The organism is Streptomyces sp. NPDC015220 (assembly GCF_043079345.1).
GTDB lineage: Bacteria > Actinomycetota > Actinomycetes > Streptomycetales > Streptomycetaceae > Streptomyces.
Map to the genome: position 1 here is coordinate 99,818 of NZ_JBIBUK010000014.1, position 17,411 is coordinate 117,228.

Sequence of the window (17,411 nt, forward strand, 5' to 3'; positions counted from 1 at the left end):
ACGTCAGGTCACAGCGACGGGACCCGGTACCGCAGAGCCGGCCGGCGTACGTCGCGCACCGGGACGCGCGGCCCGGACGGCACGGGACGGGCCGCCGCCGTCCGTGCCGGCCGGCTTCCGGTGCGGACGGCCCTCGCCCGGTCAGCGCGCCATGCCGATGCCGGACCGGGCGGGCCGCCCGGGCCTTACGCCTCCAACCTGCTGATGCGCACGGCCCCCCGGGGATCCCCCGGGTGGGCGCTGGTCAGGGTGAGCCGGAGGCGGGAGCCGCGCACCGCGTCGAAGGTGAGCACCGTGGGGGCGTCGGAGGCGTCGGCCCAGTCGGTCCGGACCCCCTTCGCCGGCCGCCAGGCGCGACCGTTCCAGACGGCCACCTCGACGGCGGCGGGCAGGGTGTGGGCGGCGTCGACGGTGAAGGAGACGGCCACCCGGTCCAGGGTCCGCGTCCGCCCCCAGTCGAGGCTGACCCAGTCCTTCGGGCGGGCCCCGTCGAAGGCCGGCAGCAGCGCGGTGGCCGACTTGGCGAAGGCGTTGGACCACCCGGTCGCCGGGTCGCCGTCGAGCATGGCGGCGGGCAGGGTGTCGGAGCGGCCGGAGTAACTGGCGTCCGCGAGCGGGTAGTCCGCCGGGGCCGGGTGGTCGGGTGCGAAGCGGAGTGCCGGCGTGGTCGCCGTCGAGCCGGCGGTCGTGGTGCGGACCGTCGCGGTGCCCTCGCGCAGTCCCTCCGCCCGTGCGGTGACCCGCAGCGTGCCCGCCCTGGTGCCGGAGCGGACGATCGCGAGGGCCTTGCCGTGGAAGGCGGTGCGGGTGCTCGCCTGGTACCGTTCGGCGCTCTCCTGGCGCCCGTTGTCGAGGCCGGCCGGCGAACCGCCCGTCACCTCGAAGGAGATCAGGTGCTCCGCGTCGGGCACCACCACGCCGTGCGCGTCGACGACGTCCGCGGTGACGAAGACGAGCGAACGGCCGTCGGCGGCCAGTGACGTGCGGTCGGGGGTCAGCCGCACCGCGTGCGGCCGGCCCGCCGTGCGCAGGACGTCGGTGGCCACCGTCCTGCCGTCCCGCCGGGCCACCGCCTTCAACTCGCCCGGCCGGTACGGCACCTTCCAGGTCAGGTGGAGCCGGCCCGCGCTGCCGTTGGGGCTGGTGTAGCTGCCCGGGTAGGGGCCGCCGGTGAAGGTCTTGTCGTCGCCGGTGGCCTCGGTGGTCTCCAGATAGGTCCGTCCGTCGGTGGTCGTCTTGGTGTCGAACGTCCGCGTGCCGAGGGACTCGCCGTCGAGGAAGAGCTCGACCGACTCGACGTTGGCGTACGCCCAGACCTCGACGACGTCCCCCTCCTCGTGGTTCCAGGTCATGGGCACCAGGTGGACCATGGGCTCGGCCGTCCACTGGCTGCGGAAGAGGTGGTACATGTCCTTGGGGAAGCCGGCCGTGTCGACCGCGCCGAAGAAGGACGCCTTCACCGGGAACACGTCGTACGGCGTGGGCTCCCCGATGTAGTCGATGCCCGACCACAGGAACTGTCCCGCGAACCACTTGCGGTCACGGTCCTTCTTCAGACCGTACTCCCCGCTCATCGTCCAGGAGGCGAGGTTGTTGTCGTAGGAGGAGGTCGCGCGCCTGCCGGGGGTGTGGTTCTCGCCGGTGTTGAGGTGTTCGGGCTCCTGGTAGGCGCCCCTGGTCGAGGTCTCGGAGGAGGACTCGGACTCGAAGAGGAACAGGTGCGGGTAGGCGGCGTGCAGGGCGTCGACCGACTTGGCGGTGTTGTAGTTGAGGCCGAGCCCGTCGAGCTTGGCGAGCATGAGGTCGGCCGCCGAGCCCTTCTTCGGGAGGCTGCGGTACTTGTCCGAGCCGATGACCAGCGGGCGGGTGTCGTCGGCGGCCTTGACGGCGGCGATGACGCGGTCGGCCATGGCGAGGCCGGCCGTGGTGGTGGAGTCGGGGATCTCGTTGCCGATCGACCACAGGACGACTGCGGGCGAGTTCCGGGCGGCGAGCACCATCTCGGTGGCGTCCTTCTCGCACCACTCGTCGAAGAACCGGCCGTAGTCGTACCTCGTCTTGCCGGTGCGCCAGCAGTCGAACGCCTCCACCATCATCACGATGCCCAGTTCCTCGCAGACCTGGATCATCTGCGGGGAGGGCGGGTTGTGGGAGGTGCGCAGGGCGTTGACGCCCATCGACTTCATGATGGTCATCTGCCGGCGCACGGCGTCGAGGCTGACCGCGGCGCCGAGCGCGCCCAGGTCGTGGTGCAGGTCGACGCCCTTGATCTTGGCGTGGGCTCCGTTCAGGAAGAAGCCCTCGTCGGGGTCGAAGCGGCAGGTGCGGATGCCGAAGGCGGTGTCGTGGGTGTCGGCGACCCGGCCGTCGACCCGCAGTTCGGTCCGCAGTGTGTAGCGGTGCGGGGCGGTGAAGTCCCACAACTGGGGTTGGGAGACGGAGAGTTCGTGGGTCTCGGTGTGCTCCTCGTCGACCGTGGCCGTGGTGGCGGTGCGGGCCACCGTACGGCCGCCGGGGTCCACGACGCTCGACCGGACCTCCACCCGCGCCGCCGCGCCCGAGTCGTTGGCCACCGAGGTGCGGACCCGGACCACGGCCCGCTCGGCGGAGACCTCGGGCGTGGTGACGTGGGTGCCCCAGCGGGCCACGTGCACCGGCTCGGTGATCACCAGCCGGGCCTCGCGGTAGATGCCGCTGCCCGAGTACCAGCGGCTGCTGGGCAGTTGGTTCCGCACCTCGACCGCGATGACGTTCTCGGTGGCACCGTCGGTGTGCAGCAGTTCCGTGAGGTCGAAGGCGAAGCCGGTGTAGCCGTAGGGGTGGCGGCCGACCGCGGCGCCGTTGCAGTGGACGGAGGAGTCCATGTAGACGCCGTCGAACTCCACCGAGATCCGCTTTCCGGCGCAGGCGGGCGGCAGCGTGAAGGCGAGGCGGTACCAGCCGAGGCCGCCGGGGAAGAAGCCGGTGCCGCTGGTGGTGCCGTGGTCGGTGGTCGGCGTCCGCTCGATGCTCCAGTCGTGCGGCACGGCCACCCGGCGCCAGGCGGAGTCGTCGAAGCCGGGTTCGGCACGGTCCGCGTAGGCGCCCGTCGGGTCGGTGGCGCCGTCCGGGTCGACCAGGGCGAACCGCCAGCCGTCGCGCAGAGCGACCGTGCGGCGGCCCGGGAAGCGCCCCGTGGCGTCCGCCGCCTCGGTGGCCAGGGCGGCGGGGGCCGCACCCACCAGGGCTCCGGCGGCCGGGGCCGCGGCGCCGGCGATCAGGACCGATCTGCGCGTGACCGTCATGCGAATCTCCCTCATTCCCTCAGTAGGGCTCAGAAGCGATCACGAATACTCGCTACCGAACAGATTCTGACGGGGTGGCACGTGTGATCGTCAAGGGGGCGGCAACCGCTTTCGTCCCCGGCACGGGATCGGCCGCCCCGCCGACGCCCCTCGGACCCGCCCGCGACGGGGTCGCCGGCGGCCCATGAGGGGGGTCGCCGACCGCGCGGGGCCGGTACGCACTAGGCTGGAACGCGAGTGACACACCTGATCACTGTGAGTGTGCGCGATGGAGTGGCGACGATGAGCCCGGTGTACCCGTTCGACGATGCCGCCACGGCACGGGCCGTCGTCGACGAGCGGGGCGCCGTCGTCGAGTGGAACGAGGGCGCGCGCCGGCTGCTCGGCTGGGCGCCGCAGGAGGTCCTGGCCCGGCCCGCGGCGCGGCTGCTGGCCGACGGCGCGCGGCGCGCCGTGCCCCGGGAGCCCCGCTGGACCGGCACCCTCGCCCTGCGTCACCGCGACGGGCACACCGTGCCGGTCTGGGTGCTGGCCCACCACAGGCGCCCGGAGGACGGCGGCGACTGGCTCCTGGTCACCCCCCTGCCGAGCGGCGCACCCCCGGCTCCGGACGACCCGCTGGCCCACGTCCTGCTGGTGCAGTCGCCCTGTGCCGTCGCCGTCTACGACGACCGGCTGCGCCTGCACGCGGTCAACGACGCCATGGCCGAGGTGATCGGCCTCCCCGGCGAGCGGCTGCGGGGACTGCGCCACTCCGAGATCGGCGGCCGGTCGCACAGCGGGGACATCGAGGAGCACATGCTCCGGGTGCTCGGCACCGGCCGGGGGCACGACGTGCGGACCTACGTGCCGGTAGGCTGCGACGACCGGATGACCACCTGGCTGGCCCGGATGTCCCCGATCAAGGACGCCGAGGGGCGGGTGCAGGGGGTGTGCGTCGCCGTCCACGACTTCACCGAGCAGGCCAGGGCGCGCGAGCGGTTGCAACTGGTCAACGAGGCGAGCGTGCGCATCGGCACCACCCTCGACGTCACCCGGACGGCACAGGAACTCGCCGACGTCTGCGTGCCCTCCCTCGCCGACCTGGTCGGCGTCTACCTGGTGGACCCGCCCGGGCACGGCGGCGAACTGCCCACCGGACCGCTCCAGGTGCCGGTCTCGCTGCGCCGCGTCGCCCACCGCTCCGTCACCGAGGCCGGGGTCCCCACCGGGCGCAGCGAGGTCTATCCCGCCGTCTCGCCGCAGGGCGCGGCCCTGCTGACCGGCCAGACGATCGTGGTGACCGACAAGTCGGGCCGCGACCTGGAGAACTGGCTCGCCTGGGATCCGGAGCGCGGCCGGCTCGCCGCGCGCCTGGGCGTCCACTCCACGATGTCCGTGCCGGTCCTCGCCCGGGGCGTCACCCTGGGCGTCGCCGTCTTCACCCGGTTCGAGCAGCCCGCCCCGTTCATGCCGGACGACGTGCTGCTGGCCGAGGAGGTCACGGCCCGGGCCGCCGTCTGCATCGACAACGCCCGCCGTTACTCCCGCGAGCGGGAGACCGCCCTGGCCCTGCAACGCAGCCTGCTGCCGCGCACCCTGCCGCGCACGGCCGCCGTGCAGGCGGCCTCCCGCTATCTTCCGGCCGCGCGGGCCGACGTGGGCGGCGACTGGTTCGACGTCATCCCGCTGTCCGGGATGCGGGTCGCCCTGGTGGTCGGGGACGTCATCGGACACGGGGTGCGGGCCTCGGCCGCCATGGGCCGGCTGCGCACCGCGGTGCGCACCCTGGCCGACATCGACCTCGCCCCGGACGAACTGCTCACCCATCTCGACGACGTGGTCGTCCGGATGTCCGCGGAGGCCGGCGACGAGGGCGGCGGTCCCGGCGAGGTCGGTGCGACCTGCCTGTACGCCGTCTACGACCCGGTCTCGCGCCGGTGCACGCTCGCCCGGGCGGGGCACCCCTCGCCGGTCCTGGTGCCCCCCGACGGCCCGCCGCACCGGATCGAGATGCCGCCGGGCCCCCCGCTGGGCCTGGGCGGACTGCCGTTCGAGTCGATCGAACTGGACCTGCGGGAGGGCAGCGTCCTGTCCTTCTACACCGACGGGCTGCTCGAAAGCCGTGAGCGTGACGTCGAGGCCGGGCAGCGGCTGCTGTGCGAGGCGCTGGCCGGGCGGGCGGACTCCCTCGACGAGACCTGCGACCGTATCCTGCGGGCCCTGCTGCCCCGGGGCAGCGCCGGCGACGACGTCGCGCTGCTGCTCGCCCGCACGCGGGGCCTGCCGGCCGCCCAGGTGGCGACCTGGGACATCCCCGCCGACCCGTCGCTGGTCGCCCCGATCCGCAAGCAGGTCGTCGAACAACTCGACGACTGGGGGCTGAGCATGGCGGCGTTCACCGCCGAGCTGGTCGTGAGCGAGCTGGTCACCAACGCCATCCGGTACGCCACCCCGCCGATCCGGCTGCGCCTGATCCATGACGAGACCCACCTGATCTGCGAGGTGTCCGACACCAGCAACACCGCTCCGCACCTGCGCCGGGCCAAGACCTGGGACGAGGGCGGCCGCGGCCTCCTCCTGGTCGCCCAGCTCACCCAGCGCTGGGGCAGCAGGCACACCCTGGAGGGCAAGACGATCTGGGCGGAACTGAGCCTGCTCCACGAGGAGTGACGGCCACCGGCACGGCCCTCGCACTCGCCCCGCGCCCGGCCGGACGCCGGCGGCAGGACGGTACGGGGCCCGCCCGGCGCCGGGGCCGCGGGAGCCGGCCGAGCGGGCGGTGCCGGGTGCCTCAGGACAGATCGGTCAGCCAGGGCCGGACCTGGCGGCGCGCCTCGTGCAGGCGCGACTTCAGCGTGCCCAGCGGGATTCCGGCCCGCTCGGCGGCCTCGGCGTAGTCCAGCCGGCAGATGTCCCGGTAGACCAGCGGCGCCACCAGGTGGGGATGCTCCCGCTCCAGCCGGTCCAGCGCCTCCAGCAGGTCGATCCGGGAGCCCGCGATCACACTGGTGGTGCGCGGGTCGGCGTACCGCTCGGGCTCGATCGCGGCGGGCCGCTCGACGGCGCGCCGCTTGAGCTCGCGGTACTTCTGCCGGCAGCAGTTGGCGACGACCGTGTGGAGCCAGGTGCTGAAGCGGCTGCGCCCCTCGAAGGCGGTGATCTTGCGCGCGACCTGGAACAGCGCGTCCTGCGCCGCCTCCTCCGCGTCCTCGCGGCAGGGCAGGAAACGCCCGCAGCGCCGGACCACCTCGGGCCGGATCTCCGTGAGCAGCTCCTCCAGCGCCGTACCGTCTCCGGCGGCGGCTCGCCGGGCGAGTTCTTCGGTCGGCGCCGGGTCCGGCACGACGGGCCTCCTTGGAGTCGATCTCAGGGCAGGCATGATAGTGGCATGCACTCCGTCGAGCGGATCGGCCGCTACCGGCTCGAACGGCGCCTGGGCACCGGCGCCTTCGGCACGGTGTGGCTCGCCCACGACGACGAACTCCAGGCCCCGGTGGCCGTCAAGGTCCTCGCCGAGAACTGGGCGCACCGACTCGACGTGCGGGAGCGGTTCCTGTCCGAGGCGCGGCTGCTGCGCAAGGCCGCCTCGCCCCGGGTGGTGCAGGTGCACGACATCGGCGAACTGCCCGACGGCAGGCCGTACTTCGTCATGGAGTACGCCGACGCCGGCACCCTCGCCGACCTGTTGGCCACCGGGCCGCTGCCGGTGGCCGAGGCAGTGCGGCTGACCGCGCTCGCCGCCCGCTCCGCGCACGCCCTGCACGAGGCGGGCATCGTGCACCGGGACGTCAAGCCGAGCAACGTCCTGCTGCGCACCGCGCCCGACGGCACCCGGCGGGTCCTGCTCGCCGACCTCGGGCTCGCCAAGAGCCTGGCGGAGGCCTCGGGGCTCACCCTGGCCGCGGGCTCGGCCGGCTACCGGCCGCCGGAGCAGGCCGAACCGGGCGCCGGGATCGACGCCCGGGCGGACGTCTACAGCCTGGGCGCGGTCGGCTACCAGCTGGTCACGGGGACGGTTCCGGCGGCGCCGGGCAAGGTCGAGCCACTGCAGCGGCTGCGGCCGGACCTGGACCCCGGCGTGACGGGTGCGCTGATGCGCGCCCTGGAGCCGGACCGCGAGCGGCGCTGGCCCACCGCTCGGGCGCTCGCCCGGGAGCTGGAACGGCCGACCGCGGCGGCCCCGGCCGCCGGCCGGCCGCCCGGGCGGCGGCGCCGGGCCGTCGCGCTGACCGGCGCGGTGGCCGCGGTCGCGGCCGGGGGTGTGGCCCTCGCCCTGACGCTGTGGCCCTCGACGTCCGCCGCGCCGGCCGGCGTGCGGGTGGCGGACGCCACCGGCCGGGTCGAGCTGCGGGTGCCGGACGGCTGGGCGGGGCAGCTGCGGGACTCCGGCTGGGACCCGCGGGCGCTGGGGCTGCCCGCCGGGCACGAACCGGGGCTCGCCGTCGCCGACGACCTGACCCGCTGGCAGGACCTCGGCGCCGACGTGGACGGGGTGTTCGTCGGCCTGAGCGAGCACGGTGACGTCACCGCCCGGGTGGACGCCGTCGGCCGTCCCGGCTGCCACGACGACGGCGGCCGCGACTACGCCGACGGGCACTGGCACGGCCGGATCCGCGTGTGGAGCGGCTGCCCGGGCGGCGGCCGGCTCACCGAGGCGGCACTGGTCCCGGCCGGCGCCGCCCGGCAGCCCCAGGTGTACGTGCAGATCCGCCGGAGCGGCGGCGCCGACCCGACCGACCGCATACTCCGCTCGCTGCGGGTCACCTGATCCGGTACGGGTGAAGGGCGCGCGGCCCCCGCGGGAAGGCTCCGGGGAAGAAAAGTGCGGGCGGCCGCGAACTTTCCGCCCGGTCCGTGCATCGGACACTCATGACGGCGCAGGAAGCGCCGGAAGCGCCGCCCCGACGGCGTGCGACCAACCTCCAGGAGCGTGGATCATGGCGTACACCTCCCCGTCCCACCGCCGTGCGGCCCTGCTCGCGAGCGCCATCGCCGCGCTGGGTCTGCTGACCGGCTGCGGCACCGACCACGGCACTTCGAGCGGCCCTCGGCAGGTGCCGGGCGACGCCGCGCCCGCGACCGGTGGCACGGCGACCGGCGCGGCGCCCGCCGAGAGCACCGCCCCGAGCGGCACCACCACCACGGGCCGTTCGGCCCCGCCCCCGGCCTCCGTCCCGGCCACGTCCGGTTCCCGCGCCGGAACCGGTACGGGCACCGGCGACGTCGCGGACGGCGCCGCCCGGAGCTCCCGGTGCCACACCTCCGAGCTGCGGGCCACGGTGGGCCGCAACGATCCCGGCGCCGGGCAGGAGAACTTCCCGGTCGTCCTCACCAACACCTCCGGCCGCACCTGCACGGTGCGCGGCTACCCGGGCGGCGCCTTCGTGGACGCCTCCGGCAGGCAGCTGGGCCCCGACCCGAAGCGTTCGGCGGGCTCGTCCTCGACGGTGACCCTGAAGCCGGGCCGCAGCGCCTGGGCGGGCCTGACCTTCTCCAACCCCGGCGTGAGCGGGGCGAGGACCGCGACGCCGACCGCGCTGGTCGTCACGCCGCCGGACGAGCGCGACCACCTCACGGTGAAGTGGACGGCGGGCCAGGTACCCGTGGGCGGCAACGCCTCCTCGGTGTTCCTGACCGTGCTCAGCCCCGGCACCGGACCCTGACGCGGGCCGGTCCCCGGACGCCGCCGTGGGATTCCCGCAGCCGTTTGCTTTGATGTGCGGGCACCGTTGATCGCGTCCGGAGGACCGAGCCCTGAACACCCCGCTCGCGGAGACCCTGTCCGTCGTCCTGCTCGTCGCCGTGCTGGGATGGGCCGTCGTCCGCCCCTTCGGCCTGCCCGAGGCGGTCATGGCGGTCCCCGCGGCCGGGATCGCCGTCGCCACCGGCGCCATCACCGTGGACCACGCGCGCGCCGAGGCGGAGCGGCTGGGACCGGTGGTCGGGTTCCTGGCCGCGGTGCTGGTCCTCGCCCACTTCTGCGACGTCGAGGGGCTGTTCCGGGCGTGCGGGGCGTGGATGGCCCGGTGGGCGGGGGGCCGCCCCGTACGGCTGCTGACGGCGGTGTTCGCGCTGGCCTCGGCGATCACGGCCGTCCTCAGCCTCGACGCCACGATCGTGCTGTTGACCCCCGTGGTGTTCGCCACCGCCGCACGGACGGGCGTACGGCCCAAACCGCACGTGTACGCCTGCACGCACCTGTCCAACACCGCGTCGCTGCTGCTGCCGGTCTCCAACCTCACCAACCTGCTGGCGTTCGCGGCGAGCGGCTTGGGTTTCACCCGGTTCGCCGCGCTGATGGCACTGCCGTGGCTGGTGGCGATCGGCGCCGAGTACCTGGTCTTCCGCCGCTTCTTCGCCCGCGACCTGGCGGCCGCGGCGCCCTCGCGGGGCGCCGGCGAGCCGCCCGGGCTGCCGTTGTTCGCCCTGGTCACCGTGGCCTGCACGCTCGCCGGTTTCGTGGTGACCTCCACGTTCGGCGTGGAACCGGCGTGGGCGGCGCTGGCCGGGGCACTGGTGCTGGCCGGGCGCGCGCTGGTGCGGCGCGAGGCCACCCCGCCGACCGTGGTGCGGGCCGCCGCGCCGGCCTTCCTCGCGTTCGTCCTGGCGCTGGGCGTCGTCGTCCGCGCGGTGGTCGACAACGGGCTCGCCGACGCGCTCGGGCACGTCCTGCCCGGCGGCACCGGGCTGCCCGCGCTGCTCGGCGTGGCCGCGCTGGCCGCCGTACTGGCCAATCTGATCAACAACCTGCCGGCGGTGCTGGTCCTGCTGCCGCTGGCCGCGCCGACCGGGCCGGGGGCCGTCCTCGCCGTGCTGCTCGGCGTCAACATCGGCCCGAACCTGACCTACGCCGGATCGCTGGCGACCCTGCTGTGGCGGCGGATCGTGCACCAGCACGAACACGGGGTGGACCTCAGGGAGTTCACCCGGCTGGGGCTGCTGGCCGTGCCGGCCGCGCTGGTGCCCGCGGTGGTGGCACTGTGGGGGGCGCTGCGGATCCTGTGAGCGGCGGGCAGCGGCCGGGAAGGACCCAGGGGTGAGGGAGGCTGCCGTATGCGCGTGATCGCCTGGCTCGTCGAGGGCACCTGGCCCGCCTGCGTGGACGCCGTGCGCGCCCACGCGCCGGACACCTCCCAGGTGCTGCTGCTGCACGTCAGCGGAGCGGAGGTGCCCGGCGTGGCGCACGGGGCGTTCGCCGGGCTCCTCGGACGCGGTCATCGCGAGAGGGACCCCGGCGACCGGCTGACGGATCTCGGCGGCACCTCGGCGGCCGAGCTGCTCGACGCGGCGGCGGCCCGGCTGGGGCGGCCGTGCACGCGGCTGGAGCGGTCCGGTCGGGTGGAGCGCGAGGTGGTCGCGGCGGCCGAGGACGCCGATCTGCTGGTGCTGGCCCGCGACGGGGACCGTGACCGGCTCGGCCCGCACAGCCTGGGACCGGCCGTGCGGTTCGCCGTCGATCACGCGCCCTGCCCGGTGCTGCTGGTGTGGCCGGAGGCGGCGCCGGCCCTCACGACGCTGCCGCCGCCTCCGCCGACCCCGCCTCCACCGCCCCGGCACCGCTGAGGCGGGCCGGTCGTCGCCCGCGCCGCCCGGGCGGCGGGGCCCCGGGCCGGTGGACGCGGTCAGGCGGCGGGCAGGCCGTGAGGCCGCCGTGCGCCTCCCGGTCGGCGGCCTCCGGACAGAGGCGGGGCTTGGGCCGGGTCGATCGCGCGGCGGCTCAGTGGCCGCTGACCGCGTGCGGGGTGTAGGGCCGCTCCAGCTCCTCGATCTCCTTCTCGCCCAGTTCCAGGTCGACGGCGGCCAGCGCGTCCTCGAGGTGCCGCGGCTTGGCGGCGCCGATGATGGGCGCCGTCACCGTGTCCTGGTGCAGCAGCCAGGCGAGGGCCACCTGGGCGCGCGGGACACCGCGCTCGCCGGCGACGCGGCCGACGGCCTCGACGACGGCCCGGTCGCCCTCCGGGTAGAGGGTGCTGCCGAAGGCGTCGGTGGTGCTGCGACCGGTCGCGGCGCCCCAGTCCCGGGTGAGGCGGCCGCGGGCGAGCGGGCTCCAGGGCAGTACGCCGACGCCCTGGTCCGCGCAGAGCGGCAGCATCTCGCGCTCCTCCTCGCGGTAGAGGAGGTTGTAGTGGTTCTGCATGGAGACGAAGCGGGTCCAGCCGTTCGCCCGCGCCGTGTACTGGGCCTTGGAGAACTGCCAGGCGTACATCGAACTCGCTCCGATGTAGCGGGCCTTGCCCGCCTTGACCACGTCGTGCAGCGCCTCCATGGTCTCCTCGACGGGCGTGTGCGGGTCCCAGCGGTGGATCTGGTAGAGGTCGACGTAGTCGGTGCCGAGACGGCGCAGACTGTCGTCGATCTCGGTCATGATCGCCTTGCGGGACAGGCCGGCGCCGTTGGGCCCCGGCCGCATCCGGCCGTGCACCTTGGTGGCGAGCACGATGTCCTCACGGCGGGCGAAGTCGCGCAGCGCGCGGCCGACGATCTCCTCGCTGGTGCCGTCGGAGTACACGTTGGCCGTGTCGAAGAAGGTGATCCCGGCCTCCAGTGCCTGCCGGATCAGAGGCCGCGACGCCTCCTCGTCGAGGGTCCACTCGTGCGCGCCGCGGTCGGGCTCGCCGTACGTCATGCAGCCCAGACAGATCCGCGACACGTCCAGGCCCGTCGAACCGAGCTTCACGTACTGCATCGTTGCTGCTCCTGTCTTCGGGTGGTTCCGTAGGAGAGCCTAGGCCGTGGCCGATCATGGTGACGGGCCGTGCCGCATGCCGGACCCGGGTCCCGGCCGCCTGCCGTCCGGGAGCGTCCCGAGCGGGCCCGGCGCCGCCCGCGGGCCGGAGCCCGGCCGCGCCCTCGGGACCGTCCCCGGTCCGCGGCCGGTCCGGTGTGGCGGGAGGCTCAGGCGGCGGGCCGGGCCAGCTCCGTCATCCTCTCCTCGGCCGCGGCCAGGGAGGCCGCCGCCAGGTGCTCCAGGCCGGCCAGCCGGGGCAGGACGTCGACGCGGGTCAGTTCGGCGGCGACCAGGTGGAGGTGGTCGGGGGCGACGCCGAGGTTGCCGAAGTAGGCCCTCAGGTACGGCGTCTGGAAGTCGAATGCCTCGCGCGGGGTGCCGGGGCCGTAACCGCCCCCGCGGGCCATGACCGCCACCACCCGGGTCCCGCGCAGCAGACTCTCCCCCGTGTCCGGGTCGGTGAACGCGCCGGGGAAGGTCACCCGGTCGATCCACGCCTTCAGGGACGCGGGCACGGAGAAGTTGTACATCGGAACGCCGAGCAGCACCGTGCGCGCGCAGCGCAGCTCGTCGACGAGGGGCAGGGTCAGGTCCCACTCCCGCTGTTCGGCCGGGCCGTCGATCAGCGCGGGCACCTTGGCCGGGGGCACGAAACCCTCGCGCTCCACCCGGCGGCCGAGGGCGGTGTAGGCCGGGGTCAGCGGTGGCACCGGGGCGGTGGCCAGGTCACGGTGGCGGTACCGGGCCGCGCCGTGCCGTTCGCGCCAGGCGCCGGCGAAGCGGGCGGTCAGCCGGCGGCTCACCGAGTCGGCGGTCGCGTCGGCGCTGGAGTCGATGTGCAGCAGCATCTCGATCATCGGAGAGGTCACCTCGGTCGTGTCGGACACGTCAGCGGGGTGACGAAGCACGACACGGAAAGGTGACCCATGGGCCTGATGACGGGCGACGAGGAACTGGCCCGGCGGTTCGAGCGGCGGCGCGGGCATCTGCGGGCGGTCGCGTACCGGATGCTGGGCTCGCTCAGCGAGGCGGAGGACGCCGTGCAGGAGACCTGGCTGCGGCTCGGCCGCACCGGCGCGGACGGCATCGACAACCTCTCGGGCTGGCTGACCACGGTGGTCTCCCGGGTCTGCCTGGACATGCTGCGCTCGCGAACGGCACGGCGGGAGGAGCCCTACGGACACCACGCGCCGGAAGCGGCGGGCGCGGGCGGGCCCGAGGAGGAGGCGCTGCTCGCCGACTCGGTGGGCGTGGCCCTGCTGGTCGTCCTCGGCACGCTCAGTCCGCCGGAGCGGGTCGCGTTCGTGCTGCACGACCTGTTCGCGGTTCCCTTCGACCGGATCGCCGCCGTCGTGGACCGTTCGCAGCCGGCCGCGAAGAAGCTCGCCAGCCGGGCCAGGGGCAAGGTGCGCGGCGCGCCCTCGGTGTCCGGAGCCGAGCTGGAACGGCACCGCTCGGTGGTCGAGGCGTTCCTGGCCGCCGCGCGGGGCGGCGACCTGACGGCACTGCTGGACGTGCTCGCCCCGGACGTCGTGCGCCGGGCCGACCCCGCCGCCCTGCCCGCGGGGGTGCCCGCGGAACTGCGGGGAGCGCGGGCGGTGGCCAGGGGCACGGTGGCCCTGCGGGACCGCGCCCGGTCCGCCGCCGTCGCCCTGGTCGGCGGCCGCGTCGGCGCGGTGGTCGCGCCACGCGGCCGACTCCTGTTCGTCCTGGACATCACCGTCCGGGACGGCCGGATCGCGGCCTACGACGTGATCACCGCCGCCGCGCTGCCGCGTGAACTGCCGCTGGCCGTGCTCGACGCCCCGGCAGCCGCGGGAACCAGCACGAGGGCCGGTGCGGGAGGCGCCCCGGACGAGTGACCGCGGGCCGGGGCACGGAGCCCCGGCGCCGGGCCCCGCGGCCGGGCCCCGCGGCCGTGCCGCGCGCTCACCCGGGCGGGTCGGTCACCGTGATCGCGCCGACGGGGCAGGCCCGGGCGGCCTCCCGGGCCATCGGGTCGTCGGCGCCGTCCTCCCGGCCGGGCAGCAGGGTGCTGAAGCCGTCGTCGTCCTGGGTGAACACGGCCGGTGCGGCCAGGGCGCACTGGCCGGCGCCGATGCATTTGTCCTTGTCGATGTCGATACGCATGGCGACAGCCTCTTACCAGCTCACGGGGAGTTCCAGCATCCCCTGGATCGTGTCGCCGGGCTTGAAGGGGATCTCCTCCGGCGGGGCGGCCAGCCGGAGGCCGGGCAGCCGCCGGATGAGGGCGCCCAGGGCGATCTCCAGCTCGGTGCGGGCGAGGTTCTGGCCCAGGCACTGGTGGGTGCCGAAGCCGAAGGCGACGTGGTGGCGCGTCGGACGGTGCAGGTCGAGGGAGTCCGGCGCCGCGTAGACGTCCTGGTCCCGGTTGATGACGGAGGTCGCGAAGAGCACCCCGTCGCCGGCCCGGATCGTCGTCCCCGCCACCTCGATGTCCTCGGTCGCCTGCCGCACCAGCCCGTCCGCGATGGACAGCAGCCGCATCAGTTCCTCGACCGCCTGGGGCAGCAGCGCGGGATCCCCGCGCAGCTCCGCCAGCCGGTCGGGGTGCTGGAGCAGCGTGAAGGTTCCCAGCGAGATCATGTTGGCGGTCGTCTCGTGGCCGGCGACGAGCAGGATGACCGCCAGCGCGACCAGCTCGGCGCGGTCCGGTTCGTCGCCGGCCGTGCGCTGCCGGACCAGTTCGTCCAGCAGCCCGTCCCCGGGTTCCTTCCGCTTGCGGTCGATCAGGTCGCCCAGGTACTCCTCCAGCAGGTCCCGCGCGGCCATCGTGTCGGCGACGGTCGGGCCGCGCAGCAGCCGCCGTGACTGCTCCTCGAAGAACTCGTGGTCGGCGTAGGGGACGCCGAGCAGCTCACAGATCACCATGGAGGGCACCGGCAGCGCGAAGGCGCTCACCAGCTCCGCGGGCGGCCCCTGGGCGACCATCGCGTCCAGCAGTTCGTCGACGATCTGCTGGATCCGCGGGCGCAGCGCGGTGGCGCGCTTGACGGTGAAGCTGGGGATCATCTTGCGCCGCTGGGTGCGGTGATCGGGGTCGTCGACGCCCAGGAGCGCGGTCTTGCGGTCGCGGAACGCCGCCACGCGCGGGGTGACGGCGGGGAAGCCGTCGCGGGTCCGGTCGCTGGACAGGCGCGGGTCGGCCAGCAGGTCGCGGGCGGCGGCGTGCCCGGTCACGAGCCAGGCCGCACGGCCGTCGTAGAGGGTGACACGCGCCAGCGGCCGTGCGGCGCGCAGGGGGTCGTAGCCGGCGGGCGGGTGATAGGGACAGGTGCGGCTCTGGGGGAACGCGACGGCTTCGGACGACTGGGGGGTGGTCGGGTCCGGCATGGAAGACCTCGCAGACGAAGGGTGCGTCTTGCCGATCATCATTAGATGCCCCAGGCATCTAAGTGGCGACGCGAAGTTCGGCCAGATGGACGATCCCGGGTATCTGGCCGACAAGCGCCTCTTCCGCTTCGTCGTCCGGTCGCCGTCACGGGTCCGGACCCGCCGGATCCGGCCAGGCCCTCGGCTTCTCATTCGGATCACGCCGGCTCGCGCTGTGCGGTGCGTGATCCGGCCCGATCCCGACGGAGGACCCTCCGGGCCGCCGCGGTCGAGCCGACCGGCCGTGCCGGACCGAGGGGCGCGGTGGTCCTGTCCCGATGCGGTCGTCCGGTGGGCGTGGCCACCCGCCGGATCGCGCCAAGCACCACGGTACCCCCGCGGGTGGGACGGAGCCCCTCGTGCCCGGTGGCCGCCCGCCCGGGGGCGCCGGGCGGCCGGGCGGCCGGGGCTGTGACGTGCCCGGCGACGTCGGCGCGGGTGTGCCGGCCGCCGTCGGGGTGTCGTCCATCGTCCGGCTCATCGTCGTGGCGGTCCCGGCCGGCCGTTCGTCAGCCGCTCGCCATGACCGCCTCGCCGGCGTTCGTCGCGGCGGTGCCGGACGCCCGGTCCTCAGCCGTTCGCCATGGCCACACCGCCGAGGTTCGTCGCGGAGCGCCGGCCGGCCGTGCACCAGGCGCTCGCCATGACCACGTCGCCGTAGCTCGTCGCTGCGGTGCCGGCCGACCGCCTTCGCGGGGTGCCGGCCGACTTCGCGACGAGGGCCGGTTGCCGGGAAAGGGGCCGGGCCGGGGGCATGAAGTGCCCCCGGCCCGGGCATCCGTCCGTCAGGCCCCGCCGCGCTCCCCCGTCGCGGCGGGGCTCTGCCGTGCCTCCTCCGCCGGACGGTCGGTGACGTCGAGGAAGATCTGGTCGGCCTCGGGAACGGTGTGGGCGATCGAGCGCTTGATGCGCACCGAGACCTCCTCGACCCGCTCGCTGTCCAGACCGGGGGCCAGGTCGATCCGGGCCGCCACCAGCATCGAGTCGAGGCCCATCTTCATGGTGAACAGCGCCTCGACGCTGTCGATCTCCGGCTGGGCCCGCAGCAGATTGCCGATCCGGGCGCTGAGTTCGGGGTCCGCCGCCTCACCGATCAACTGGTCGCGCGCGTCGCGGCCCAGCCGGTAGGCGACGTAGACGAGCAGCGCGCCGATCGCGAGCGAGGCGGACGCCTCCCACACCACCTGCCCGGTGATCATGTGCAGTGCCATGCCGAGCATGGCCAGGGTGACGCCGAGCACCGCCGTGCCGTCCTCGGCGACGACCGTGCGCAGCGCCGGGTCGCGCAGAGCGCTCAGGCCGCCGCCCTGCTTGCGCACCTGCTGGAGCGCCCGCAGCAGGGAGGCGCCTTCGGCCAGGAGGGCGACGCCGAGCACGATCAGGCCCACCACGTAGCCGAGGAAGTCCTCGTTCTCACCGCTGCGCAGGGCCTCGACGCCCTGGAAGACGGAGAAGCAGCCGCCCATGACGAAGATGCCGACGGCCGCCAGCAGCGACCAGAAGAACCGCTCCTTGCCGTAACCGAAGGGGTGCCGCCGGTCGGCGGGGCGGCGGCTGCGGTGCAGCGCGGCCAGCAGGAAGATCTCGTTGAAGCTGTCGGCGACGGAGTGCGCGGCCTCCGACAGCAGCGCCGGCGAGTGCGCGACGACCCCGCCGACGGCCTTGGCGACGGCGATGACCAGGTTCGCCGCGAGCGCCACCAGAACGGTGACCCGGGTCTTGCTGTCGGAGGACGGCCCGCTGTCCGGTTCCGCGCCCTGACCGCTCTCCCGTTCGGACCCGCCGTCGGAGTCCGCGCCTCGGCCGCTCTCCTGTCCCGGCCCGCCGTCGGAGCCCGTGCCCCGGCCGCTCCCCCGTCCGGGTTCGCGCGCCCTGCCCCGCTCCGGACCGCCCTCCCTCCCCCGCACCCGTCGCTGCTCCTTCGTCCTGTCCGCCGAGTGTTCCGTCGGCTCATGTCTGGGTGTCCCGCTCACGTTCGCCGACTGCCCCGGGTCCGTGGCGCTCACACCGTGCCGTCGGCTGAT

13 protein-coding genes are annotated in these 17,411 nt (G+C 74.8%); 6 read left to right on the forward strand and 7 right to left on the reverse strand.

The window, feature by feature from the left end; all coding sequences use genetic code 11:
• Positions 1–185 precede the first annotated feature (185 nt).
• Positions 186–3,284 carry a glycoside hydrolase family 2 TIM barrel-domain containing protein gene (locus tag ACF061_RS25375; RefSeq protein ID WP_392269263.1) on the reverse strand — a complete coding sequence of 1,033 codons (3,099 nt, stop codon included), beginning with the start codon at positions 3,282–3,284 and terminating at the stop codon, positions 186–188.
• Between the two features lie 282 nt (positions 3,285–3,566).
• On the opposite strand from ACF061_RS25375, the gene ACF061_RS25380 reads away from it, so the two are divergent.
• Positions 3,567–5,936 (forward strand): SpoIIE family protein phosphatase, encoded by a 2,370-nt coding sequence (locus tag ACF061_RS25380; RefSeq protein ID WP_392269264.1) that lies wholly within the window; start codon positions 3,567–3,569, stop codon positions 5,934–5,936.
• Positions 5,937–6,057: 121 nt separating this feature from the next.
• Here the strand turns inward: ACF061_RS25380 and ACF061_RS25385 are convergent, their stop codons facing one another.
• Positions 6,058–6,609 (reverse strand): RNA polymerase sigma factor, encoded by a 552-nt coding sequence (locus ACF061_RS25385; protein ID WP_392269265.1) that lies wholly within the window; start codon positions 6,607–6,609, stop codon positions 6,058–6,060.
• Positions 6,610–6,654: 45 nt separating this feature from the next.
• Here ACF061_RS25385 and ACF061_RS25390 point away from each other — a divergent pair, with 45 nt between their 5' ends.
• From ACF061_RS25390 to ACF061_RS25405, 4 genes are all read left to right on the forward strand, one after another.
• Positions 6,655–8,034: a serine/threonine-protein kinase gene (locus ACF061_RS25390; protein WP_392269266.1), complete on the forward strand. Its 1,380-nt coding sequence runs from the start codon at positions 6,655–6,657 to the stop codon at positions 8,032–8,034.
• Positions 8,035–8,203: 169 nt separating this feature from the next.
• Positions 8,204–8,929, forward strand: coding sequence for a DUF4232 domain-containing protein (locus ACF061_RS25395; protein ID WP_392269267.1), 726 nt, complete (start codon positions 8,204–8,206; stop codon positions 8,927–8,929).
• Between the two features lie 91 nt (positions 8,930–9,020).
• A complete protein-coding gene (locus ACF061_RS25400) occupies positions 9,021–10,271 on the forward strand; it encodes an arsenic transporter (protein ID WP_392269356.1) in 1,251 nt (416 codons plus the stop codon).
• Positions 10,272–10,319: 48 nt separating this feature from the next.
• Complete coding sequence (locus ACF061_RS25405; RefSeq protein WP_392269268.1) at positions 10,320–10,829, forward strand: universal stress protein; 510 nt, start codon at positions 10,320–10,322, stop codon at positions 10,827–10,829.
• A gap of 154 nt (positions 10,830–10,983) precedes the next feature.
• On the opposite strand, the gene ACF061_RS25410 is transcribed toward ACF061_RS25405, so the two are convergent.
• Together ACF061_RS25410 and ACF061_RS25415 are read right to left on the reverse strand one after the other, a co-directional pair.
• A complete protein-coding gene (locus ACF061_RS25410; RefSeq protein WP_392269269.1) occupies positions 10,984–11,952 on the reverse strand; it encodes an aldo/keto reductase in 969 nt (322 codons plus the stop codon).
• Positions 11,953–12,161: 209 nt separating this feature from the next.
• A complete protein-coding gene (locus ACF061_RS25415; RefSeq protein ID WP_392269357.1) occupies positions 12,162–12,842 on the reverse strand; it encodes an FMN-dependent NADH-azoreductase in 681 nt (226 codons plus the stop codon).
• Between the two features lie 87 nt (positions 12,843–12,929).
• On the opposite strand from ACF061_RS25415, the gene ACF061_RS25420 reads away from it, so the two are divergent.
• Positions 12,930–13,856 (forward strand): sigma-70 family RNA polymerase sigma factor, encoded by a 927-nt coding sequence (locus ACF061_RS25420; RefSeq protein ID WP_392269358.1) that lies wholly within the window; start codon positions 12,930–12,932, stop codon positions 13,854–13,856.
• A gap of 67 nt (positions 13,857–13,923) precedes the next feature.
• On the opposite strand, the gene ACF061_RS25425 is transcribed toward ACF061_RS25420, so the two are convergent.
• The 3 genes from ACF061_RS25425 to ACF061_RS25435 all read right to left on the reverse strand — a co-directional run bounded on the left by ACF061_RS25425 (position 13,924) and on the right by ACF061_RS25435 (position 17,090).
• Positions 13,924–14,124, reverse strand: coding sequence for a ferredoxin (locus ACF061_RS25425; RefSeq protein WP_392269270.1), 201 nt, complete (start codon positions 14,122–14,124; stop codon positions 13,924–13,926).
• Between the two features lie 12 nt (positions 14,125–14,136).
• Entirely contained in the window at positions 14,137–15,348 is a 1,212-nt protein-coding gene (locus tag ACF061_RS25430) for a cytochrome P450 (protein WP_392269271.1), read from the reverse strand.
• Positions 15,349–16,172: 824 nt separating this feature from the next.
• Positions 16,173–17,090: a cation diffusion facilitator family transporter gene (locus ACF061_RS25435; RefSeq protein WP_392269359.1), complete on the reverse strand. Its 918-nt coding sequence runs from the start codon at positions 17,088–17,090 to the stop codon at positions 16,173–16,175.
• Positions 17,091–17,411: the final 321 nt, after the last annotated feature.

Excerpts from the sequence above, each read along its gene's own strand:
- ACF061_RS25430 (WP_392269271.1), bottom strand. The coding sequence starts at position 15,348 with ATGCCGGACCCGACCACCCCCCAGTCGTCCGAAGCCGTCGCGTTCCCC.
- ACF061_RS25410 (WP_392269269.1), bottom strand. The coding sequence starts at position 11,952 with ATGCAGTACGTGAAGCTCGGTTCGACGGGCCTGGACGTGTCGCGGATC.
- ACF061_RS25415 (WP_392269357.1), bottom strand. The coding sequence starts at position 12,842 with ATGCTGCTGCACATCGACTCCAGCGCCGACGCGACCGCCGACTCGGTG.
- ACF061_RS25395 (WP_392269267.1), top strand. The coding sequence starts at position 8,204 with ATGGCGTACACCTCCCCGTCCCACCGCCGTGCGGCCCTGCTCGCGAGC.
- ACF061_RS25375 (WP_392269263.1), bottom strand. The coding sequence starts at position 3,284 with ATGACGGTCACGCGCAGATCGGTCCTGATCGCCGGCGCCGCGGCCCCG.
- ACF061_RS25420 (WP_392269358.1), top strand. The coding sequence starts at position 12,930 with ATGACGGGCGACGAGGAACTGGCCCGGCGGTTCGAGCGGCGGCGCGGG.
- ACF061_RS25425 (WP_392269270.1), bottom strand. The coding sequence starts at position 14,124 with ATGCGTATCGACATCGACAAGGACAAATGCATCGGCGCCGGCCAGTGC.
- ACF061_RS25380 (WP_392269264.1), top strand. The coding sequence starts at position 3,567 with ATGAGCCCGGTGTACCCGTTCGACGATGCCGCCACGGCACGGGCCGTC.
- ACF061_RS25405 (WP_392269268.1), top strand. The coding sequence starts at position 10,320 with ATGCGCGTGATCGCCTGGCTCGTCGAGGGCACCTGGCCCGCCTGCGTG.
- ACF061_RS25390 (WP_392269266.1), top strand. The coding sequence starts at position 6,655 with ATGCACTCCGTCGAGCGGATCGGCCGCTACCGGCTCGAACGGCGCCTG.